This window comes from Flammeovirga pectinis (assembly GCF_003970675.1).
Taxonomy (GTDB): domain Bacteria; phylum Bacteroidota; class Bacteroidia; order Cytophagales; family Flammeovirgaceae; genus Flammeovirga; species Flammeovirga pectinis.
The window spans coordinates 2,859,291-2,883,355 of the sequence record NZ_CP034562.1; the positions used below are offsets into that span (position 1 = coordinate 2,859,291).

Consider the following 24,065-nt stretch of genomic DNA (forward strand, 5'->3'; position numbering starts at 1 on the left):
TAAGATGAAAAAGGATCAAGAAAACCAAAATCAAGAAATTGATTGGAATGCTTTAGAAGCAGCAGATAGAGCAGGTGAATTAGCTAGCGACGAAGACGTTGATATTGAAAAAATCAACGAAGAAAAAAAGAAACTGTCAAGAGAAGAGAAGTTTAGCCCTTACCCTGATGATTTTCTTGCTGAGATTAATATTATTCGAAAAAATTACGATAATGAAGTGAAAAACGAAGAAATTGATCAAAACAACTTGGAAGAATAATATTTATCATCTTTCTTGTACAATAGAAGTTAATAACCTACGTTATTTTTTTGAAGTGCTTGATAAGTAGTACCCTCTACAAAAGATCAAGACTATTTTTATTTAGAACTCATTTAGTTTATTTGATATGCCGTTGATGTTCGATCCATCAAAATCCAGAGCTATACTAATAGGTATAGGTACATTCCTTAAAGACGATGATCTTTATAGACGTGAGCATGTTTATAAAGACATTAGTTTACTAAGAGATACACTTACTGACGCTCAAATTCTTGGGCTGCATGAAAAGGATATTATTTCCTTGGTGGACTCCGAAGGGAATACTATGATTAAAGAACGTATTGCTGAGGTTGCAAATACCACAGAAGATACTTTAATCTTATTTTACTCAGGATATTTGATAGAAAGAAGAGGGAAACTAATTCTTTCATCACCGCATACCACAGTAAAGCAATGTCATATTAATGGTATTCCGTTAACAGAAGTGGTTGATATTATCAATGAATCTTCTGCTAAAAATGCCTTTTTAGTTTTAGATGCAGAATACCGTTCTGCGCCTACCTTTGGCGATTTTGACAAACTAAGTATCAAAACAATAGAAGAACTTGTTCCTTTTGGACCTGTGAAAACATATATTGTTTCTGAACTTGGACAATCAGATTCTCAAAAAACAATTGCATCTGGCTTAACTTCTTTATTACAAACAGGTATTGAAGAAGAAAAAGAAGTACTTACAATTGCAGACATAAAGAACAACTTTTCTAATGATGCTTCTTTACAACATGTCTCTTTTGTAACGAACGATGTACCAGATGCTCCTATCTGTTTCAATAAGCGTTTTTCTATTGCACAGAAACTTAGAGCTTCTATTAAGAAAAGCTTTGAGGATAAAAATTACGCAGAAGCATTACCTTTCTTAAAAGAAGGTATTGAGTTATTTGAACACGACGAAGAATTTAATAACATGGCTGCTTTTGTAGAAACACTACAACAAGCAGAACAAATGTTTAATAATCAGCATTTTGAAGCCGCAAGAAATAGATATCAAGCTGCTTACGAAATTCTTGAAGAAAACACTGCTCATAAAGGCATTGTAAATTCTCTAGAGAAAATTGCTGAAGAACAATACACCAATAAAAATTTCGAATCTTCTAAAGATACTTATACCCAATTATTGGAGTTTGATTCTACAAATAAAGGGTACCAAGATAAAGTCGATTTCTGTAACAGTGAATTAAAATTCACTTCATTAATTGATTTAGGAGACAAAGCTTACTTCGATAATAATTTTATTGAAGCTAAAGAACATTACAACAAAGCACTAGATTTTAAACAAGATGCTGTTGTTCTTAGAAGAAAAGAAGAGTGCGAAAAATTCCTTTCGAGAGAAGAAAAATTACGTGCAGAAGTACGTGATGAACTTAGAAAAGAATTTGAAGGTGAATTCTCGGATAAAGTAAACAATCAGTTAAAAACAAAAGAAGTTGAAATTGAAGAACAACTTCGTGATAAGTTAAAAACTGAGTTATCTACCGAGCTATTACCTAAAGCTAAAGAAGAAGTTACTCTTGAACTAGAAACTTCTATCTGGCAAAAAACAGCAATATGGAACAGTATTGAAGGATACCAATTCTATCAAAACATGTTCCCCGAAGGAAAGTTCTTTGAAAAATCAAAACAAAGAATTGAGCAGATCAACAAACAGACTGTAGTTAAAAAATTACAAGAAGAGTCTACTCCTGCCCCTCTTGTTGTAGAAAGAAAAGAAATTTCACAAGAAGAAATAGATATCGATCCAACGCTACTTATGGATCTTAGAATGGAACCAATTGAAGATGTTCTTACTAAGATTGAAGAAGCTAAAGGCCTTAAAGGTGAATACCTTTTATGGACTGATATGGAACGCATGCAACTAGATAAAGGTATTGATTTTGAGAACGATGAACACGAAGAAGTTCCTGCCGTTATCTCTGAAATGGATTCTGTTCTAGAAGAAGCTTTACGTGAAGTTGAAGAGGAAGAAAATGAAATATCTTTCGAAACATCATCTGAAGTAATAACATCTGAAGACTCATTCAGTTTAGAAGAAGCACAAGAAATCACTTTATCTGCACAAGAATTTACCGAAGTAACTTCTGATGTTAAAGACGAAATTGTACAAACTCCTTTTGATACAGAAATAGAAGTAACTGCTACAAATACTAATAGTGTTAGTTCTTCTGAAGAAGATCTTGAACAACTTTCTGAAGAAGATCTTTGGTTACGTGCTGAAAAGCTAAATACTAAAGACGGTTATCTTTCTTACATTAATTTCACTAAAACTGCGGAGCAAATTGCAGAAGCTTATTTTAGAATAAATAAACTTGATAAAGGAGAACCTGTTGAAGTTATTACGCACACTCCTACTATTGAGGAAGAAATACCTGTAGCTGAAGAAGAAGTGGTAAGTGTAATAGAAGAAGTAACAACTCCTGAACCTGTTATAGTTGAAGAACCAATTACAGTTACTGAAGATGTTACTACTCCAGTTGGAGACAGTGCACTTGTTTTTATTGATGGAATGAACGAAGGTGACCTTTGGAGAATTGCTAGTGGTTTAAACACTATAGATTCTTACAAAGAATACTTAAACCGTACAGAAGAAAACGAATACCTTGCCGATGCTTATTCTAGAATTAATACGATTCAGAATGCTGATGCTGGTGAAACGGTAACTTTTGAAGATAATTCTATCCCTGTAGTTGAAGATACTATAATTGAAGAAAAAATTATTGAGGAAGTAGTCATCGAAGAAGAAGCTCCTTCTGCCTTCACGGACTTAGTTGAAGAGAGTACTACTGATTATACTAATGGTCATGAAGTACAAGTAGAAACTATAGTACAAACAGATACTGAATTAAATGTTGAAGAAGAAGTTCAAACTGAAATTACTGAAGAAGTAGTGGCAGAAGAGACTATTCCTACTCCTCAACCAAAAGAAGAAATAGACTCAGCTCCATCTGTAGATGCTGATGAGGAAGCACTTTGGAAAAGTACTTGCGAAGAAAATACATTAGGTGCTTACTTCAATTACTTAAACAGTACAACAAGCAAATTGTACTGGAAGGAAGCAAAAGAAAATATTAGTGCTTTAAAAAATGACTCTCAAGCAAAAGAAGAGGGAGATTGGAAGAAAGCACAAGAGATTGATACGGTAGAAGGGTATAAAACATATATCCGTAAATATCCTCTAGGAAATTACTACGCAGCAGCAATGATGCGTTTAGGAAAATTAGAATAATAAAAACTGTATAAATACTTATTTAGAAAGGTCATTGATTAAATCAATGGCCTTTTTTAATGGTAAAAAATTAAGAAATGATAAACTCAATAATTACTGACAATGATCATTGGATATTAAATAATATTCATCAATTTTAATTGTGTAAATTAAGATAATAGATATAGAGTTATTTTAAACAAGATTATTCTTAAATTATTGCATTATTAATTTCAACAAATTTCCATGTTCCCACAAGGAACATTAAAAACATAAAAATTAAATACCATGTCACTTTTTAGAAGAACACTTGTAGCCCTTGATGGGTCAGAAAAAGATAAAAAATTATTAGAGCATGCGAGTAGACATATCGCAATGGGTAAAGTAGAAAAGCTGTACTTTATACATGTTCAAAAATCTTTAAACCTCCCAAAAGAGCTTACAGATAAATATCCTGATATGCTAAGCCCGCTAGACGAGTCGATTAGCAAAACAATGGATGCTTTAATCCATAAGTATATAAAAAATATTGGTAGTTATAATTACGAATTAATGATTGAAGAAGGTGACCCTGCCGAAACAATTATTAAGATGTCTAAAAGAAAACAAGTAGACATTGTAATTATTGGTAAAAATAGTACCGGCGAAAGAACTGGTTCTGTAGCCCGTAAAGTAGCTAGTTTTGCACCTTGCTCGGTTCTATTTGCTCCAGAATTATTACCCGAAGATAGAACTACCCCTAATATCTTATTACCGTTAAACTTTTCAGATTCATCAAAAGATGCATTAGAGCAAACAGAAGAATTAGCCAAGTTGGTAAAAGATTCTAAGGTAATTGCAATTAATTGTTTTAGAGTACCTCACGGTTATTCATCAACTGGAAAATCTTACGAAGAGGTTGCGAAAATTCTTTCAGAAATCTCCGAAAAGAAATTAGACAACTTTGTAGCACAAACCGGTAAGTCTGAACACGATATTAAAACTGAACCCGTGCTAATTGGTGAAGATGAATCTAAGTTTGATGCAATTTACAAAACTGCTAAAGAGGTAAGTGCTGATCTTATTGTAGTAGGTTCTAAAAGTAGAACATTTATGGCTTCTATGGTATTGAGTAGTACTGCAGAAAAGCTTTTATCATCAGATATTAATTTACCTATACTTATTTACAAGAGTAAAGGTAAAGCGTTAGATATCTTCAACTTCTTTGATAGAATTTAGAAAAAAATGTATACACAAAGTTGCTCATTGTAAGATGCTTACAAAGAACTACTTTAATAAAACAGAAACCGATCATAATATATATAAATATTAGATCGGTTTTTTTAATTAAATTCCAATTTTAAAGAATTTTATATTGTTATATCAACACTTTATAAAATAAAAGCAATAATTCACAGAAAAAGGATGAATAAAGTCACCTTATTTTAGAGAACATTAATAGCATCTAACTAAAAGATTTATTGCACTTTTGTAAAGTAAAATTATTAATCTCACACTTATAACATTCTTTCATTCTATGGAGATGTTTCTACAGTTGCTACAAACAGATTATGTAGCATTATTCGCAATTATAGCTTTTGGTATTTTACTTGGAAAAGTAAGTGTTAAAGGCGTTTCCTTTGGGTTATCTGCAGTTATCTTTGTGGCTATGTTTTATGGCTACCTAATGAATGCATTAGGTTATGATGACTTTGCTATTCCACCTATAATTCAAAAAATTGGTTTATTATTATTCATCTTTACTATTGGTATGCAGGCGGGTCCTTCGTTCTTCGAAGCATTCAAATCACAAGGCAGTAAATTGATAATACTTGCTACTTTATCAGTAGCATCTGGTGGTATTGTAACATTCTTACTTGGATGGGCTTTTGATATTGATTTTAAAATTGCTGTTGGTTTACTAACAGGTGCTTTAACATCTACTCCAGGTTTAGCCGCTGCAATTGAAAGTTCTCAATCTCCATTAGCATCCATTGGTTATGGTATTGCCTACCCATTCGGTGTAATTGGTGTTATCTTATTTGTTAAACTCGCTCCAAAAATATTTGGAATTAGTGTAGAAGAAGCAGAAAAAAGATACGAACAAGAAGCTACTGCAGACACTCCTGAACTTATGAATAAGAACTTCATTGTTACAAATGACAATATTCATGGTAAAACAATTGGAGAGTTAAATATTCGTTTCATGACAAAAGCGAACATCTCGCGAGTTATGGAACCAAATACAGAAAGTAAACCACCTACCAAAGAAACTATCTTACACAAAGGTGATTTAGTAAAAGCAGTAGGTACTACAGATGCTTTAAAGCGTGTAGAACTTTTATTAGGCGAAGTTACAGAAACAAAAATTCCTCGTTCTGGTTTACACGAGATCCGTTGGTTTGTTGTTTCTTCTAGAAATATTGTTGGTAAAACATTAGGAGAACTAGATTTACATAATAACTTTTTAGCTACGGTAACAAGAGTTAGAAGAGCTGGTTTAGAACTTTCTCCAAGACCATCTACTCGTTTACGTTTTGGTGATAAGCTTTTGGTATCATGTACTAAGGGTAACGTTGCTGGTATGACAGAATTATTTGGCGATAGTATCAAAATGGTAGAGACTCCTAGTTTCTTACCTGTAGCACTTGGTATTATTGTAGGTGTTCTTTTAGGTAAACTAGAAGTTCCTCTTCCTGGTGGTTCATCATTCTCACTAGGGTTAACTGGTGGTGTATTAATGGCTGCCTTAGGTTTATCTCGTTTAGGAAAAACAGGTCCTGTAATATGGCACTTACCAAGTAGTGCAAACGCATTATTACGTCAGTTTGGTTTATTATTGTTCTTAACGCCTGTAGGTGTAGGAGCAGGAACAAAACTAGTTGCTACAATTAGTGAGTATGGTTTCCAACTGTTCGGTATTGGGGCATTAATAACATTAATTCCTATGCTAATAGTTACCATTGTTGGTCACTTTGTATTTAAAGTTAATTTCCTTTCTCTAATGGGTGCTTTAACTGGTGGTATGACATCTACACCTGGTTTAAGTGCAATGGATAATATGACAGAGAGCGATGCTCCACAAGTAGCTTATGCAACGGTATACCCTTTTGCATTAGTCGCTATTATTATCTGCGCTCAGATTATAGGAGGACTATAGAAATAATATTATTCTACAACTATCTACATTTAGCACTGGGTTATTTATCCTATAGATTTTAACTCGGTGTCTTTTAAACTCCAGCAGAAACTACTTGCTGGAGTTTTTTTATTTCTACGCTATTTCTTTTTCTATAAATTGTAGCATTTCATTCAGTACATCTTCCTTAATAACTTCGTTGTGTATTTCGTGTCTTAAGTTTTCCCACTTCTTAAATGTCATCAAAACCGAAGGTGCGTTATCAGAAAATTCTTTAGATGCTTTTTCAGATGTAATATTATCTGCAGTTCCATGCATTAATAATGTTGGCACATTTAATTTATCAGCATTCTTTATATTCCATTCTCCTGCATCTTTAACACCAAAATAAAGAGCAGTACAAATTTTATTATGTACCAAAGGATCTTTAACGTATGCTTCACCAACAGATAAGTCTGATGATAAATCTGGAGGATTAAGTTTAGAGGGTATCACAAAGCCTTTGATAATACTGCCGATAAACTTGCCAATACTTTCTTGCCATGCAGGTGGGTCTGTTGCTAGGCGTAACCAAGGGCTTGTTATGATAGCTCCTTTTAGAGTAGTTGGTTGTTCTTTTAATAAAAATGAAGTAGCAATATTCCCTCCCATGCTATGTCCATATAAAAACATAGGAATATTTGGAAGTTTATCGTTTACCAAGGCTAAAAACTCAGAGACATTATACAATACATCTTCGTAGCTGGGCACAACACCCCTCTTACCTTTGGTTTGTCCGTGTCCTCTTTGGTCGTAACCTATAAAACCAATTCCATTATCGTTAAAAAATTTAGCTACATGGTTATAACGTAAAATATGTTCACCAAAACCATGTACTAAACATACAATTGCTTTAGGCTCTTCTATTTCTGGCAACCAACATTTACCATATATTTCAATGGTATCATTAGTAGTCCAATTATATTCAAATTCTTTCATTTTAATCTTCTCGTTTCAGTTAATTATAATTTACACTTTTAAATTTACTCCTCCTTCATTTCTTATTTATTCTATTGAAAAACAGCAATTTTCGTACGCTTAGAAATTCATTTTAAAAGAATTATTCCTTGAATCTAAATACAATTTCTAAGATTAAAATTTAATAATAAGTAATTCGAAAAATAATAAAGCTATATTTACGGACTAATATTTAAACTAAAAAAGTACATATCAATGATACAATCGATGACAGGCTTCGGCCAGGAAAGAATAGAAAATGATCAGTTAAGTGTATCTATTGAAATTAAGACGCTAAACTCTAAAAATGCAGATTGTAACATCAAAATGTCATCGGCATTCTCTGATAAAGAAATTGAGTTACGAAATTTATTGACGTCAAAATTACAAAGAGGTAAAATCCTTTTACTTTTAAATTATACATCAAAAAGAAATGATAATCTTAAAGCTTCTTTAAATACAGAAGTGATTAAAAGTTATTATTCTGATCTTAAATCTGTTGCAACTGACCTTGGTGAAAACACAGATAATCTTTTAAATATAGTGATGGAAATGCCTGAAGTATATACAAAAGAAAATGATGAAGATGTTATTAAAGAAGATTGGCCTGTAGTTTTAGATGCAATTAAAAAAGCTATTGATAAAACCATTGAATTCAGATCTCATGAAGGAGATGCTTTAGAAAAAGCAATTAGAGGTTCTATTACAAATATTACAGAATACTTAGCTAAAGTAATTGAGTTTGACCCTTTAAGAATTGAACGTTTACGTGAAAAATTAAATAATCAAATTGCTGAGTTCGAAAATAATGAAAATTTTGACCCAAGTAGATTTGAGCAAGAGTTAATTTTTTACATCGAAAAACTTGATATTAACGAGGAAAAAGTTCGTTTAGAACAACACCTTAAATATTTTATCCAAACTATTGAGCAGCCTAAATCTAATGGTAAAAAATTAGGTTTTATCTCTCAAGAAATTGGTAGAGAAATCAATACAATTGGTTCTAAAGCAAATGATGTCAACATCCAAAAAGTTGTTGTCAACATGAAAGATGAACTTGAAAAAATTAAAGAACAGAACTTAAATATTCTGTAAATATCATTTATAGAAAAAGCCGACAAAATTAACATTTTGTCGGCTTTTTTATTTTAAAAGAGCTACTAACAATCTCCTTCTCTTACGGCTTTTTCCCAAGCCCAAGCAGAACTCATCATTTCGTCTAAACCTCTTTCAGCTTTCCACCCAAGTACCTCATTTGCTATAGTAGTATCAGCCCATATTTTTTCAATATCACCTTCTCTCCTATCTACAACTTTATATTTTACTGGTAATCCGTTTACTTTTTCAAAAGCATTTATGACTTCTAAAACAGAACTTCCTGTACCTGTACCTAAATTAAAATATTCATAATTCTCTTCATTAATCCCATCCAATAACCTTTCTGCAGCAATAATATGTGCTTTAGCAAGGTCTACAACATGAATGTAATCTCTTACAGCAGAACCATCTACTGTATCATAATTATTGCCAAATACAGACAACTGATCTCTTAATCCAAAAGCTGTTTGCGTTATAAATGGTACTAAATTTTGAGGAACACCCTTTGGTAATTCGCCAATTAAAGCTGTTTTATGTGCCCCTACAGGATTAAAATAACGTAATGCAATTGCTTTTAACTGAGGGTAAGCTTTTACAGTATCTCTAAGAATTTCTTCACAAATTTGTTTTGTATTTCCATAAGGTGACTCTGCAGGTTGCACTGGTGCATTTTCTGTTACAGGTAATTCTTCTGGCTGACCATATACTGTACAAGAAGATGAAAATACCATATTGGGTACATCATATTCTTTCATACAATTCAGTAAATTTATAAGCGATACTAAATTATTCTGATAATATTTTAGTGGTGCTTGAACAGATTCCCCTACTGCCTTGAATGCAGCAAAATGAATAACTGCAGTTAGCTTTGTATATTTTTTAAATAATTGATTTACACCCTCGGCATCAATTAAATTTAATTCTTCGAAATGAGGTCGTATACCTGAAATTTTCTCTATACGGTCTACCACTTCTCTATCAGAATTTGATAAATCGTCTACGATAACTACATCATATCCTTGATTTTGTAATTCGACAACAGTATGAGAACCGATATAACCTGTTCCGCCTGTTACTAAGATTTGTTTTTGAGACATAGGTATTTATTTAATCAACAATAAGTTATTCAACGCTAATCAGTTTACTTTCACTTTAAAAGTTTTATAATAACTAGCCGTTGATAAACGAAGCAAAATATATTGATTTGTAAAATTAGATGGAATACTGATTTTATTAGTCATTTCAGCATTTTTTAAGATCCCTTTTTGTAAAAGATTGCCACTTAAAGTGTACCAAGTAATTTCTAACTCTTCCTTTCTTAACTTATTTGGTAGTTCAATATTAATAAATTCACCATTTGTTGGATTAGGAAAAATCTTCACTTTTTTAAATAAATGATCATTTTCTTTTAAAGAAGTGACCAATAATGCCGTTTCAAAATCTGGCACACCATACCCATACAAAGTATCAGGCCTTGAGTACCTATCTGCAGAACCTTTGATACGATTTAAATATTCTTCTTGAGGTATTACATCTGGTAAGGCTTGCATTAAACCAGCTAACAAGCTAGCCATTTGAGGAGCTGAAAAAGATGTACCATTAGATGTAGAAACCATTCCACTTGTATTTACTATTACCGCTCCTTCTCCAAGAGCCATCACGTCTGGTTTCATTCTGTTATCTACAGCCGGACCAATAGAACTAGAAAATGCTTTTGTCCCTTTACTATTAACAGAACCTACAGTTAGTACTAATGGTGAATCTGAGGGAAAAGTAATTTTTTGCCAAGGATTTCCACCTTCATTCCCTGCCGAACAAACAATCATTATACCTTTTGTAAAAGCATGGTTTGCCGCCATTGATATCCAAGCAAAGTCACCTGTAAGATCATCATGAGAATAATTCTGAGAAGCATCATCAAAATCATAATAACCTAAAGAAGATTGTATAATATCTACTCCAAGAGAATCTGCTCTTTCTGCTGCTACAGCCCACATTAACTCTTCAATACGGTCTTCAAAAGATACATTCTCTGTTCTATATAAATAATAGGTAGCATTCGGAGAACCTCCTACATAATCTCCATCAATATTAGCAGCCATAGTAGACAATACATTGGCACCGTGTCTATGGTCATCACTTACGTTTGTATCTCTTGAATAAAAATCAAACGTATCGGCAACATCAAGATCTACAAAAAACTTATTTGTATCGTAATTTAAAAAACCTGCATCAAGTACAGCAATATGAATCCCTTCTCCTTTATAGCCTTGCTCATGCATTTTGTCAATGCCTAACATTTCCATTTGTTGGTTAGAAGCACCAAAAGAAGATGTATTTAATGTGGTATTACTATTCTCTGACTGAATACCACCCATAGATTTATCACTCATATTTAAAACCTCACTTACATGAGGCAAAACACTAATTGCAGCAGAATCTGCATTAGAAACAATTATTGCATTAAACCATTTAGATGGGTACCAAATAGTTGCTCCTGTCTGTTCAACAGCATCAATATATGAGGTTACCACAGGTAAATCACTCGAATCAATTGCAATATTAAAGTGCTCTCTTCTATCTACAGATGCGTCAGAAAGATAAGTACTTGGATCACTCAATGAATGAGTGGTAGCATCTTTATCAGAAAAAGTAACTAAAAAGTACTGATCTTGAGCATGGATTAAATTCGTAATCGAAAATAAAAGAAATGTAATTATCGATTTGTTCATTTTTAAAAAAATAAATTGAAAAAGTCATCACATTATACAAAAATTATTAAACAAGAACTATCCTGTTTAGTTATAATGTTATCTTATAAGTAAAGAAAAATCAATTCCCCTTTTAATCACGCTGTTTTAATTATGAAAAAAGAAGTAACCATAGTATGGCTCAGAAGAGATTTAAGATTAACTGATAATCACGCTTTGTATCAAGCATTAAAAACTTCTAAAAATGTACTCCCTCTATTTATTTTTGACCCTCAAATTGTAGATGAATTAGAAAATAGAGCAGATACACGTGTTACTTTTATACATGAACAATTGACTTTAATTAAAAATCAACTAGAAGGTTACAATAGCAGCCTCTTAACATATTACGCTACACCACAACAGGCTTGGGAACAAATTATAAAAGAATATACTATAAATGCAGTTCATACTAACCACGATTATGAACCTTATGCTATAAAAAGGGACTTAGAAATTAAGCATTTACTCTCCAAACATTCTATTGGTTTTTATACCCACAAAGATCAATGTATTTACGAGAAAGATGAGGTAGCAAAAGATGATGGATTACCTTATGTTGTTTTCACTCCTTATTCTCGAAAATGGAAAGCTAAATTTAATAATGATCAAAATGTATTGGCTCCTTTTGATTGTACTTACACATCAAATTATTACCAAACAGAGGCTCTACCATTTATTAGTTTAGAAGAGATGAATTTTAAAACATCTTCTCAAAATATACCTCCATTACAAATTGATCAATCTATAGTTAGTAAATACGATACACAAAGGGATTACCCCGCAATTTTAGGAACCACTCATTTAGGTATTCACCTACGGTTTGGTACTATTAGCGTTCGGTCTGTACTTCGACAAACAAGTAGTTTAAATGAAGTCTTTTTCAATCAAATAATTTGGAGAGATTTCTATATGCAGATTTTGTATCATTTTCCTCATGTTGTGTCTGAAAATTACAACAGAAAATATGATCGTGTTCCCTGGGAAAATAACGAACATTTATTTGAAGCATGGAAACAAGGGAAAACAGGTTACCCTATAGTTGATGCAGCCATGCATGAATTAAATACAACAGGGTACATGCACAATAGAGCAAGAATGATTGTTGCCAGTTTTTTGTGTAAACACCTACTTATTGATTGGAGATGGGGGGAAGCCTATTTTGCAGAAAAACTAAATGATTTTGACCTTGCGGCTAATAATGGTGGGTGGCAATGGGCTGCAGGAACAGGAACAGATGCTCAACCTTATTTTAGAGTATTTAATCCTACTTCTCAGATGAAGAAGTTTGATAAGGACTATACATATATAAAAAAATGGATTCCAGATTTTGATGCTGATAATTATATAGTACCTATTGTTGACCATAAAGAAGCTAGAGAAAAAGCAATTGCTACTTATAAAAAGGCTCTTTTAGTAGAAGCATAAAAAAAAAGGACGTTACTTTTTTATGAGTAACGTCCTTTTTTAAATGGATAATCAATAGTTATAACTATCAATTGATTTTTAATTAACCTCCAGCTTTTTTGGCTTTATAACCAGCTGCTTTTAGTAATTCCATTACTTTATCTCTAAAATCTCCTTGGATTATTATTTCGCCATCTTTAGCACTTCCTCCAACACCGCATTTAGATTTTAATGTTTTTGCTAGATCTTTCAAATCATCATCAGAACCCACAAAACCTGTTACTAAAGTAGCAGATTTCCCTCTTCGGTTCTTCTTGTCTAACATTACTCTTAAATCTTGCTTGTTTGTCGGTAATGTATCTTCCTCGTCTTCCTTATCGGAATCGTAATTAAAATCAGGGTCTGTACTAAACATCACGCCTAATCTATCTTTCCAATCTCCTCCGCTATCTTTTTTATTCTTTCCCATCTTTTTATTAATAAAGATCGTCTAATTTTAATTTTAAATATTTACTTATAGAGAGGTATACACTAGACACCACCACAAAAGTTCCTAAAAATACAGCTAAAATGCAGATTAACATAATATCTGAGGAATCTATAAGGTATATGAGTTCTGGCATTGATGCAATTGCAGAAAATGCAACTATAGATAAAAATATTGAAGCTATTACACCGCCTAAAGCTCCTTGAATTGCTCCACGAACTAAAAAAGGTTGCTTAATAAAAATTTGAGTTGCCCCTACTAATTGCATTGAACGAATTAGAAATCTTTGAGAAAATAAAGCTAATCGAATTGAATTGTTTATTAGGATAATGGCTGTTGTGAAAAATATCAACGCCAAAATCATCACTACAATACCAATAGTTCTAATATTACCTCGCACATTTTGAAGAATATTCTTAGTATAGATCACTTCATAAACTCCATCAAGTACTTCTAATTGTGTTTTTATAGCTTCTAAAGCTTCTTCATCATCAAGGTTTACATCAACCCTAACTGCATAGGCATCTCTTAAAGGATTATCACCAAGAAAACGAATAAAATCTTCTCCTGTATTCTCAATCATAATCTCTGCCGCAGTCTCTTTACTAATGTATTGAGGAGGCTCATTTTTAGAAACAAAAGACAAATCTATTAGCTTTTTTTCTAGTAATTCATGAGATGAGGTAGACAACCCTTTCTCTAAAATTACTTGCATTTCTATACCACTAGATAACTTACTTGCTAAACGCTTAGTACCTACAGCAAATAGACTAAATAAGGTAATCATAAATAAAGCTGCTGAGATACTAAAAAGTACATTTGCATACGGATAACTCCCTACAATTTTTTTCTTCATTTTTACTTAAATGCTTCGAAATTACTTCTTGATAAAATTCAAGTTATGTTTATCACTAACAAAGAAACGTCAAAATTATAATTGTTGGTACCTAAACTACCACTTAATTACTGATTTTCCTTTAGATTTAAGGTAATCATTTGCCGTACTAAATTGATGATTCCCAAAAAATCCTCTATGTGCGGATAATGGAGAGGGATGAACAGATTGTACTACTAAGTGTTTGTTAGTATCAATTACTTTTCCTTTTTTCTGGGCATAAGCTCCCCAAAGAAAAAATACAACACCTTCTTTCTCTTCAGCAATTTTTTTTATAACTGCATCAGTAAATTTCTCCCATCCTTTCTTTTGATGAGAACCTGCATTGTGAGCTTCTACCGTTAAAGTAGCATTTAAAAGTAAAACGCCTTGTTCAGACCACCTTTCTAAATTACCAGAAGTTGGCCTATCAATACCTAGATCTCCTTCTATCTCCTTAAAAATATTTACCAATGAAGGAGGTTGCTTAATACCATCTGCTACAGAAAAACATAATCCATTGGCCTGCCCGTCTCCATGGTAAGGATCCTGACCAATAATAACCACTTTTATATCATCAAAAGAACAGTGATTAAACGCATTAAAAATCTTCTCTTGAGGTGGAAAGATTTGTTTATTAGCATATTCTGAAGTCACAAAATCTGAGAGAGACTCAAAATATGGTTTTTTAAATTCTTCTTGGAGTTTTAATTCCCAAGATTTATCGAGTGTTGCTATCATACTAAAAAATAAAGCAGCTGATAAAATCACTTATCAACTGCTTTTTAAATTAAGATTTTACTATTTCGAAAGACAACGCCGCTGCTAGCTTTGCAGTCCTTTTATCAATATCAAAACGTGGGTTTAATTCGGCAATATCAGACGATATCACTTTTCCACTTTTATAGATCTTCTTAAATAAACGCATAAATATAGGGTTTGGCTCAATACCGTTATATGCAGAAGCACTAACCCCAGGTGCAAAGTGAGCAGCAAACACATCCATACAAGTAGTTTGATAGATATAATCTACTGAATCTAAAAATGCACTTAATTTATGTGTAGCAGCAACTTTATCCGATTCAGAAAAGCGTCTACCAGAAATATATCTTACCCCTAATTCTGTGGCTGTATTATATAATTTTTGTGTATTACTGTTTTTTTGAATACCCAATACCAAATAATTAAAAGAAGCATTAGCCGCTTTTTGATCTTGTGCCATCTGGTAAAATGGAGTACCCGAAGTTGGTAATGGATTTGGCTCTCTTAAATCAAAATGAGCGTCAAAATTTACAATACCTAATCGTTTTCCTGGATGCACTTTATCCATAAATGCTTTAACACCAAGGTAATGGCCATAAGCAATTTCATGCCCTCCACCCCAAACTAATGGACGGTAGCCTTTAAGTAATATTTTTGCAATTGCATCACCTAAATCTTTTTGTGCTTCTTCAAGATCTTCGTTGTAACATTGAATATTACCAAGATCAATCATTTTTACACTTTCTGGAAAATGTACAGGTAAATTTGCCGATGCTCTACGTAACTCATAAGGACCATCTACTGCACCTAATCTGCCACCGTTTCTTTTTACTCCTTCCTGACACATGAAACCTAAGATTGCAATGCCCGTTTCTCCTTCTTGTAAATTTGGAATATCTTCTTCGCTCCAGTCAATAACTTCAACTTTCTGATGCCATCTATATACGTCGTAAGTATCGCCATCTATGCGGCCTGTCCAAATACTAGGATCAGTGGCCAAATATGTTTTATTTATCATGGTAATATGGTACTATTTCAAGATTTAATTTAAAGATGTAAAATAGTATTTTAGGGTTGAACACAAATTAGTAAAAAGGTTGACAATGACCGAAAAAAATCGTATCTTATTATATAATTTTCATCATTAATAGCTATCTAATTGCTATTAAAACTACTTTTCTTACCTAATAATTGACCATACCTATGACCTGTTTGTCTTATACTAAATTGTCTTTACTGAATACGCTACTATAAACCTTATCTCAGTACTTAATATCACTATCCCATGAAAAAACTATCTTATACATCTACTATTAGTAACACTAAAATAAATGGACCATCTACTGCAGATGAGTTAGAAATACCTAGAGATACCCCTGAAGAAGAAGTTATTAATAGCTTTACTCATGGCCTAGCAGCCTTGGCAAGTGTTTTTGCTTTATGGTTAATCTTAGATAAAGTTGACGTTGCCGATCCTAAATATATTATCAGTGCTATGCTTTATGGAGGTAGTATGATTATACTTTTTACTTGCTCCACATTATTGCACATACATACAGACGATGCTTATACTAAAACATTCGTCATCTTGGACCATTCTGCAATTTATTGGCTAATTGCTGGTACATATACACCAATGGCACTGCTAAAAATAGCCAACCAAGGTGGTACAGAATTATTTATTGCTATATGGATTGTTGCAATACTAGGTACAATATTTAAACTTATTGTTGCAGACAAATACCAATGGATATCCGTTGCTTTATATGTAGGAACTGGGTGGGTTGGAATCTTACTTCTTCCAGAAATGATGACTGCTGTTGGCGATGGAATCTATTGGATAATTGCCGGTGGTTTATTCTATACGTTGGGTGTACCTTTTTACTTATGGAGAAGTTTAAGATACAACCATGCCATCTGGCACATTTTTGTTATGGCAGGAGCTGGCTGTATCTTCTATGGCTTTTACTATTATGTATTTTAAGCCTTAACCTACTTCTATTTTACTATTTCCACTTCCTATTGGTACTAATTGAATTTTGGCAGGAATACGGTCTTTTATAGCTGTTACATGGGATATAATAGAGATCGTTTTCCCACCTAAATCATTTAATTTTTCTAAAGCACTTATTGCTTGGTCTAGTGTATCTTCATCTAAAGTCCCAAAGCCCTCATCTATAAAAAGGCTTTCTACTTTTGTGTTGTTACTTGCCATATCTGCTAAACCTAAAGAAAGTGCCAAACTTAATAAAAATGTCTCCCCCCCACTTGCAGAAGTTACAGTTCTTTGCTGATTACCTGCATACTTATCTACTAAAAACAAGTCTTCTAACTCATTTATATTAGAAGTAGAGAACATGTATCTATCCGTAAATTTCTCTAAATGTATATTGGCAAAATGAAGTAATTTTCTGAGTACAATACTTTGGGCAAACACATTAAATTTGTCTCCTTTTTCAGAACCAATTAATGAGTTCATTGTTTTCCAAAGCAATAATTCAGCTGCTAATTCCTTACGCTCTTTCTTTACTTCTACAAGTTGTTTTTCTTTATCACCTTCTATACTTAACGTTGCTTTCTGAACATCAAGTTCTTTAGTTCTATTCTCTATTAACAACTCAACTTCTTGTAGTTTATCTAAAATCTGTTCTTTATTTTCTTCTTTAAATTGATCTTTTATCTCTGCTCTTTCCTTCTCTTCTATTGTTGCTTTTTCTTCTGTAAGAGCAATTGTAAGTTTCTTTTCAAGCGACTCAATTAATGTTTTAACCCTTGAATAAATTGATTCATCCATTTTCATAGATAAGAAATCCTCTTCTTTTAAAGATTTATCTTCCAAGGCTTTCACAAAAGAATTTCTCGTCTCTATTTGCTTCTCTTCCTGCACTAAAACTTCATCATCAGTTGTTTTTAAACTCGATGTATTTACCTGAAGCTTACTTTGTAGACTGCTAATACTATTTCTAATCTCATCTACTTCTTTATTTTTTAAATCTTTGTTATTTAAAAATAGTTGTCTTTCTTCAGCCACTTTTTTATCACCAAATACTACTTTTCTATTTTCCTTTTGAGATGTAATACTAGAAGTACTAGAAGTTAAATTCTCTTGTAAAGAGGTACTTTCTTTCTGCTTAGAAGTTATAATTGACTTTACATATTGTTGGTTTTCCAACTGTTTATCTAATAAAGAAGGTAACTGATTAAGTCTACTTACTGCGTTGCTCCAAAGCACCTGACTTTCTTCTAATAAAGAACTATTTAAAGCGTTTTCTGTAAACGATAAATATGGCGTAAAAAGAGTAGTATAGTTAGACCATTCTTGCTCGTATTCTTCTCCAATTTTCTGAATATCCAACAAGCTATTCAGTAATTGTTCTTTAGTTTGAATAGTATGTCTGTTCTTCATTTCTTCTTTTAATTGATGAAGTTGATCAGCTACTTGTTCTGTTTTGGTATCTTTCAACGATAATTCCAAAACTACTTTTTCAATTTTCAGTCTCTCTTCTTTAAGTTTTCCAATTAAACCATTTGATGTATCCTCTAAAGTTGTTTTTTTCAACTGAAACGTTAGTAATTCTTTTTCTACTTCTTCTCTCTTCTTCTGTGCATTTTCAAAAAGTAGTAAAGTATCTTCCTTTTCTTTTTTAACTTTTTCAAATTCAGAAATGGCTAACAAAGAATAATCTTCTTGTGTAGAAACAGGATGTTCCAATGCACCGCACACAACACAAGGCTCATCATCTTTTAATAAACTTCTAAGCGTAACTACATTTTCTGACACCTCAAAACTCAAACGTTCTATTTTTTTTACAAACTCACTTAATGATAAGTTTAAATAATGTTCTTGCTTTTGAGCTCTTTCAACCTCTATAACTTTTTTTTCTAACTCTTTAGTTACCAATTCTAAATCAAGGTTATATTGCGTTTGCTCAATCTTAAAGTCATCTATTTTAACCAGAGATTGATAAACACCTTCAAATTTATCAATGCGCTCAGATAACAATTCATTACTAATTTCTGCAGTAGAATTACTCTTTTTTAAATCATCAATTTGTTGTTGGCTTGCAGCTGTCCACCCTTTAATTACAGATAAACTATCTAAGAGTTTCTTACCTTTTAACTGTTCATTATCACCTACTGCATGAGCAGATAGTTGTTTAAAAAATGAAGACTCTTTATCTATTATTTTTTTTTCTGATGCCTTAATTAAAGGAAGGTGATCTTGTAAAGTATTTAATGCATTATTCTGTTCAGACCACTCTAATAAATTCTGTTGTTCCTCTTTATATTTTCTTATAAAGTCTGTTGCCTCACTTTCCTTTTTTTCCGCTTCTAATATTTCGGTATTTACACTATCAAAAGCTTTTTTTATTGACTTTAAATTTTCTTTTTCTATTTCGAGAGATTGATCAATTTTATCAACCTTTAGCCACGTTTTTTCTTCATTTTCAATTTGAAGAACCAATTTTTCTAATTCGTCTAAATTGACTGTGTACTGTCCTTCCTTAGTAGATAAAGTCACTTTATCTTTTACTATTTGATTTATTAGTTTAGCTTTTTTTGTATTTAACTCTTCTAGCTTTTCTTTAGCATAAACCCACGACTGATGGATTGGAATAATCGGCACTACAAGTTCATGCTCTTTAATTGCTTTTTTATCAATTTTTTTTGTTTTAAGCTCCTCTTCTATAGTCGTTATCCTACTTTTTTTACCTTGAATTTCAGTAGATAACCGCTCTAATTCTTTCTTTAATTCAAGTCCCTTATCAAGAGTAAGTTGCTTTTTCTGTGCTTCTGATATTACTGTTGTATGTTCTTTTACAAGCTTTTCAGCTACCGCTAATTCCTCCTCAGATAATGGCTTTAAAGTCTCTATTCTATCAAGAAGTTTTCTATCAATTGCATTTATATTTCTGTATTTTTCGAAAGCTAAAATACTGAGTTTTCTAAAATCGAAAGAGCGTGTAATCTTTTCTAATAAATCACTCCGTTCCTTTTTATTTGCTTTTAATAAGCGTGCAAACTCACCTTGAGAAAGCATGACAGATTTTACAAACTGATCGAAATTAAGTCCAATTAATTCTTCATTAATAGTAGGGCATTCTGTTTTCTTTTGATTAAGAATAGTTGATGAATTTAAATCAACTACTTCCATATCATAGTCTTTTACTTCTCCTGCATTCTTACCTTGCTTATTGGTGGAGACCATCCATTTTGCTCTATATTTCTCTATTTCACCCTTTCTAGTTATCTGATAATCTAATTCTATTATACCTTCTTTCTCTCCTCTAGTCAACATTGATCCAGATTGCAACAGAAAGTTTTTCGAAATTTTATTTTTAGGGTTTACTCTTGGTACTCTATTAAATAATGCCAAAGTGATTGCATCCATTATGGTAGATTTCCCTGCTCCCGTTTTACCAACGATTGCAATTAATCCTGCATCACGTAATTCATCATCCTGATAATTTATAGTATTCTCTCCGCGTAACGAATTGATATTTTTTATATAAAGTCTTAGTAATTTCATCTCTATTCTCCTTCTTTAGTTTCCACCTCTTCTGATAATTGTTTAAAAGCATCCATCAATTGATCTTTAAAACCTGCTTCTAAGTTTACTGTTCTTTCATCATCTAACCTCCTTGTGAAAATATCTAATGGAGTTAATTCAGAAATGTCCACTGTTTCGTCATAAAGCTCATCTGCTCCCTCCACAGATTTATCAAAAGAGAATCGAGATTTAATTATTAGGGTGTTTGTATCTTGATTACGAGCATTAAACTCTGCTTTAAATGCTTCAATTTCACCTTGTAATAATGGATTATATGTCGGTTCAACTATTTCAAGTTCTACTAAACAAGTCAATTGAGTTGACAAGACGTTTAGTAGCTCTATTTTTTCTTTCACTTCTTCTAAGGTCCCCACAATCTTCTTTAAGATTCTGAATTTAGGTATTTCCATAGCTGAAGATGACACTCCTTTTTCTATATCAATTACCCTAACTGTATGCTTGTATTTTCTTTCTGAAAAAGAAAGTGGTATTGGAGAACCAGAATAATAAATAGGTACATTACCCTTTACAGCTTGTGCCATATGAATATGCCCTAAAGCAACATAATCAAACACTTCAGAAAAAATACTCCCTTCTACCCCTGCCTGATGCCCCATTTGGATTTCACGTTCACTATCTGGGTCAGAAGATACCCCATGAGTATATAAATGTCCCATTGCAATAACAGGCTTATTTAAAGCTAAAGATGATATTCTATTTGCTACTTCATCATAATGGTTTTTTATTCCTTCTTTTAATGCTATATACCTATCGTCAATACCCGTATTATCTATTACTTTTCTAATATCTCTGTCTCTCAAAAAGGGTACCGCAGCAACAACTGCTTTTATATCGCCCTCTTCATTTTTAACATAAATAATTTCATCATCAACCGAGTTGGTTAATCCACTTACTACAGTAATGCTATCACGCTTTAAATACATTTTAGCAGCATTTAATGCCGATGTACTATCATGATTACCATCTGTAATAATAATTTGTAAAGTGGGGTTATCACTTCTAAGTTTTGCTAAGCAATCAAAGTAAACTTCTTGGCTAGAAGTAGAAGGATAGGCAGTATCAAAAATATCTCCTGCTATTAATAAAACATCAATACTTTGTGTACTTATAGTTGAATTGAGCCAATCAATGAATTGTCTAAAATCTTCATTTAAAGAAAAATCATATAGTTTTTTACCGATATGCCAATCGGCTGTGTGAAGCATTTTCATGAAAATGGGTAGTTTAATTGTTAGTTAAAAGTAGCTTTTTTTTGGATGCAGACAAAATAAAAAAACCTCTTTTGATTTCTCAAAAGAGGTTTTTTATTTATTTCTTGTCAGCCTTTTCTAAGTCCCTTAAATGGCGCTTAGTAAGGTGATACATTTTACGTTTGTGACGGTAGTCCAAATAGTATCCTACCATTGGGAATACTGCACTCAATGTTACGATGAACAGAATCTTGAAAATTAATCCTTCTCCCTGCATAATAATAAAGTTTAAGTCTACCGCAAATATATATGATTAATATTACCCTTTCACCATTATTATTACAAAATATTTAATGGTCTTGAAATATTAACTAAATTATTCATCCTCTTGTTTTCCATGTATCATTTCCGACACACTATTTGGTTTGTTTGTAAACTCTCCTATTACTATTCCAACAAAGTGCAACACCACAAAAGTAACTAAATAGTAGAGAGATAATTTATGAATATCTTCTAATAATTTATGTGGTCCAATATCATTAACAATACAAGTACCTGTAATTAAAGACCCTCCTACACATACATAGAAAATAGTATATACCCATGATTGGAACTTCTCTTTTGCTGGAATTGCAGAAGATGTTAAGTTCGAAAACTTAAAACCATGCATTTTAGCATTTAGGGCTAAACGTAATGAATACAAACCAATTAATAAGTATCCCACATAAATATGCCATTCAAACATATTTCCTCTTATTACTTTAGCAATTTTTATTGATTGCTTCTCTGTAATTGCAACTCCTACTTTTGTAAGTTGTTCCATTAAAATGTCACTCATTACATACTTGTTCATCCAATTAAGGCGTAAAAAAATTGTGAGTAGCATAAATAGCATACTAAATGCAATTAACCAGTGTAGTAACCTGTGTGCTCCTGAATATTGTTTGCTCTTACTCATTATAGATTGATAAAGTTTGTTTTATTAAAAAGTTGAGTGCTACAATTTAATAAGAAGATAAAGATTATAAAATATTATTTTACTTAGCACATAAAAAAGAAATAGCATCATTTAATAAATAATCACCGACAATTCAGTTTCAATTCTTGTTATTGTATTGTTTCTTGTACTATTAGCACTTACTCAAAAAGATTATTAACCCCCTTATGAAACATCAACTTAAAATTCTAGTAACCTTACTATTTCTCTTTACCTCATATTTAGTAATTGGGCAAAATGCAGAAGAACCTTATCCTTTACTTAATAGCTTTGTAGACCAAGGCGGTAAATTTGAAGATAAAATTCAGCTCTTTATTGTTGAATTTGGGCATACCTCTGAAGTAAAAGTACATGTAACTTATCACAAAAACTCTGGCGAGCTAATATTATCGTTTAAAGATAAAAGTGGTTCTTTCCACGAAGAAGTCTTAAAAGGTTTTTATCCTATTACAAATCAAGAAACTCCGAGTGTTGTTACATTCTATAAGAAAGGAGAGAAAACACAAAGCGTTTCTATTACAGAATATGCAGGTGGTCTTTCCGTTTTATGGAATGGAGCCGACTACCACATGAGTTCATAAATACAAAAAAGGCTACTTCGTTTCCGAAGTAGCCTTTTTTAATGAGTCCAAAATGTCCAGTTTTGCACTATTTCAATTTTGTCTCATAATATACGTTCACTTTCGATCTTTGGAATTTACGATCTCCAGCTTTACCATCTGCCCATAATATTCTACCTTTTTCAATATCATAGAATGGTCTAATATCTATTACTCTTAGTGTTAATTGTCCTGATAAAACAAAAGATGCCATTGTTTGTCCATCTTTTTCATAAGACAATATATACTTATATGCTACATCGCGCATATATTTACCTCTCAAACTAGCTAACTTAAGGTTACGATTATCTGCTTCACCAGATGCTTGTCCTCTACCCTCTAAAGAAATTCTATAGATTCTATCAGGGTTAGCTGCCAAATTCATTAAAATTCTATCACAAATAACATTTAGCTGCTCTTTTTGATCATCCGAAAACATAGACATTTTCGTTTCACCTGCTGCATATGCTTCAAAACCGTAAACAACTCCTATTGGATTATTTCTTAATTTTTCACCTACCGGTACGCTTGTTTCTTTGTAGAAATTATAACTCATTGGACTAAAAGTTTGATGTGGACATTTAATTTTGATGACCTTATAAATATAACTGATTTATAATTGCCATACACAAAAGTATATAAACTCTACCAATTTACAAGAGTAATAGCTTTTTATTTTCAAAAACTGCTAAATTTA

Annotated in this window: 19 protein-coding genes; 8 read left to right on the forward strand and 11 right to left on the reverse strand. The window is 32.2% G+C overall.

The genetic code is table 11. The features are described from left to right. The first annotated feature begins 4 nt into the window (after nt 1–4). The 4 genes from EI427_RS11335 to EI427_RS11350 all read left to right on the forward strand — a co-directional run bounded on the left by EI427_RS11335 (nt 5) and on the right by EI427_RS11350 (nt 6,657). The gene (locus EI427_RS11335) at nt 5–259 is read left to right on the forward strand and encodes a hypothetical protein (RefSeq protein ID WP_126614668.1); all 255 of its coding nucleotides are present in this window, start codon (nt 5–7) and stop codon (nt 257–259) included. A 136-nt stretch (nt 260–395) separates the two neighbouring features. Continuing rightward, nucleotides 396–3,539 carry a hypothetical protein gene (locus tag EI427_RS11340; protein WP_205727848.1) on the forward strand — a complete coding sequence of 1,048 codons (3,144 nt, stop codon included), beginning with the start codon at nt 396–398 and terminating at the stop codon, nt 3,537–3,539. A 267-nt stretch (nt 3,540–3,806) separates the two neighbouring features. Next, a complete protein-coding gene (locus EI427_RS11345; RefSeq protein ID WP_126614672.1) occupies nt 3,807–4,736 on the forward strand; it encodes a universal stress protein in 930 nt (309 codons plus the stop codon). Nucleotides 4,737–5,034: 298 nt separating this feature from the next. After that, the gene (locus EI427_RS11350) at nt 5,035–6,657 is read left to right on the forward strand and encodes an aspartate:alanine exchanger family transporter (protein ID WP_205727849.1); all 1,623 of its coding nucleotides are present in this window, start codon (nt 5,035–5,037) and stop codon (nt 6,655–6,657) included. 114 nt (nt 6,658–6,771) lie between these two features. Here EI427_RS11350 and EI427_RS11355 read toward each other — a convergent pair whose 3' ends face one another. Further along, the gene (locus EI427_RS11355; protein WP_126614674.1) at nt 6,772–7,614 is read right to left on the reverse strand and encodes an alpha/beta hydrolase; all 843 of its coding nucleotides are present in this window, start codon (nt 7,612–7,614) and stop codon (nt 6,772–6,774) included. Between the two features lie 234 nt (nt 7,615–7,848). Here EI427_RS11355 and EI427_RS11360 point away from each other — a divergent pair, with 234 nt between their 5' ends. After that, nucleotides 7,849–8,727, forward strand: coding sequence for a YicC/YloC family endoribonuclease (locus EI427_RS11360; protein ID WP_126614676.1), 879 nt, complete (start codon nt 7,849–7,851; stop codon nt 8,725–8,727). Between the two features lie 65 nt (nt 8,728–8,792). Here EI427_RS11360 and galE read toward each other — a convergent pair whose 3' ends face one another. Together galE and EI427_RS11370 are read right to left on the reverse strand one after the other, a co-directional pair. After that, nucleotides 8,793–9,827, reverse strand: a complete 1,035-nt coding sequence (gene galE, locus EI427_RS11365) for a UDP-glucose 4-epimerase GalE (protein WP_126614678.1) — start codon at nt 9,825–9,827, stop codon at nt 8,793–8,795. Nucleotides 9,828–9,866: 39 nt separating this feature from the next. Next, nucleotides 9,867–11,462: a S8 family peptidase gene (locus tag EI427_RS11370; protein ID WP_126614680.1), complete on the reverse strand. Its 1,596-nt coding sequence runs from the start codon at nt 11,460–11,462 to the stop codon at nt 9,867–9,869. 132 nt (nt 11,463–11,594) lie between these two features. On the opposite strand from EI427_RS11370, the gene EI427_RS11375 reads away from it, so the two are divergent. Next, nucleotides 11,595–12,908, forward strand: coding sequence for a cryptochrome/photolyase family protein (locus EI427_RS11375; protein WP_126614682.1), 1,314 nt, complete (start codon nt 11,595–11,597; stop codon nt 12,906–12,908). 82 nt (nt 12,909–12,990) lie between these two features. Here EI427_RS11375 and EI427_RS11380 read toward each other — a convergent pair whose 3' ends face one another. The 4 genes from EI427_RS11380 to hutG form a co-directional block, all read right to left on the reverse strand. After that, complete coding sequence (locus tag EI427_RS11380) at nt 12,991–13,356, reverse strand: translation initiation factor (RefSeq protein ID WP_126614684.1); 366 nt, start codon at nt 13,354–13,356, stop codon at nt 12,991–12,993. A gap of 7 nt (nt 13,357–13,363) precedes the next feature. Then, a complete protein-coding gene (locus tag EI427_RS11385; protein ID WP_126614686.1) occupies nt 13,364–14,230 on the reverse strand; it encodes a cell division protein FtsX in 867 nt (288 codons plus the stop codon). 96 nt (nt 14,231–14,326) lie between these two features. Further along, on the reverse strand, nt 14,327–14,989 hold the full coding sequence (gene ung / locus EI427_RS11390; RefSeq protein ID WP_126614688.1) for a uracil-DNA glycosylase: 663 nt from the start codon (nt 14,987–14,989) through the stop codon (nt 14,327–14,329). Nucleotides 14,990–15,038: 49 nt separating this feature from the next. Continuing rightward, complete coding sequence (gene hutG, locus EI427_RS11395; RefSeq protein WP_126614690.1) at nt 15,039–16,028, reverse strand: formimidoylglutamase; 990 nt, start codon at nt 16,026–16,028, stop codon at nt 15,039–15,041. Between the two features lie 267 nt (nt 16,029–16,295). On the opposite strand from hutG, the gene trhA reads away from it, so the two are divergent. Beyond that, nucleotides 16,296–16,994: a PAQR family membrane homeostasis protein TrhA gene (trhA, locus tag EI427_RS11400; RefSeq protein WP_126614692.1), complete on the forward strand. Its 699-nt coding sequence runs from the start codon at nt 16,296–16,298 to the stop codon at nt 16,992–16,994. Between the two features lie 3 nt (nt 16,995–16,997). Here trhA and EI427_RS11405 read toward each other — a convergent pair whose 3' ends face one another. The 3 genes from EI427_RS11405 to EI427_RS11415 form a co-directional block, all read right to left on the reverse strand. After that, on the reverse strand, nt 16,998–20,540 hold the full coding sequence (locus tag EI427_RS11405; protein WP_126614694.1) for an AAA family ATPase: 3,543 nt from the start codon (nt 20,538–20,540) through the stop codon (nt 16,998–17,000). 2 nt (nt 20,541–20,542) lie between these two features. Further along, complete coding sequence (locus tag EI427_RS11410; RefSeq protein ID WP_126614696.1) at nt 20,543–21,793, reverse strand: exonuclease SbcCD subunit D C-terminal domain-containing protein; 1,251 nt, start codon at nt 21,791–21,793, stop codon at nt 20,543–20,545. A 355-nt stretch (nt 21,794–22,148) separates the two neighbouring features. Then, nucleotides 22,149–22,730 (reverse strand): cytochrome b/b6 domain-containing protein, encoded by a 582-nt coding sequence (locus EI427_RS11415; RefSeq protein ID WP_126614698.1) that lies wholly within the window; start codon nt 22,728–22,730, stop codon nt 22,149–22,151. Between the two features lie 206 nt (nt 22,731–22,936). Here EI427_RS11415 and EI427_RS11420 point away from each other — a divergent pair, with 206 nt between their 5' ends. Continuing rightward, complete coding sequence (locus EI427_RS11420) at nt 22,937–23,350, forward strand: hypothetical protein (protein ID WP_126614700.1); 414 nt, start codon at nt 22,937–22,939, stop codon at nt 23,348–23,350. A 67-nt stretch (nt 23,351–23,417) separates the two neighbouring features. Here EI427_RS11420 and EI427_RS11425 read toward each other — a convergent pair whose 3' ends face one another. After that, the gene (locus tag EI427_RS11425) at nt 23,418–23,924 is read right to left on the reverse strand and encodes a hypothetical protein (protein ID WP_126614702.1); all 507 of its coding nucleotides are present in this window, start codon (nt 23,922–23,924) and stop codon (nt 23,418–23,420) included. Between the last annotated feature and the right edge of the window lie 141 nt (nt 23,925–24,065).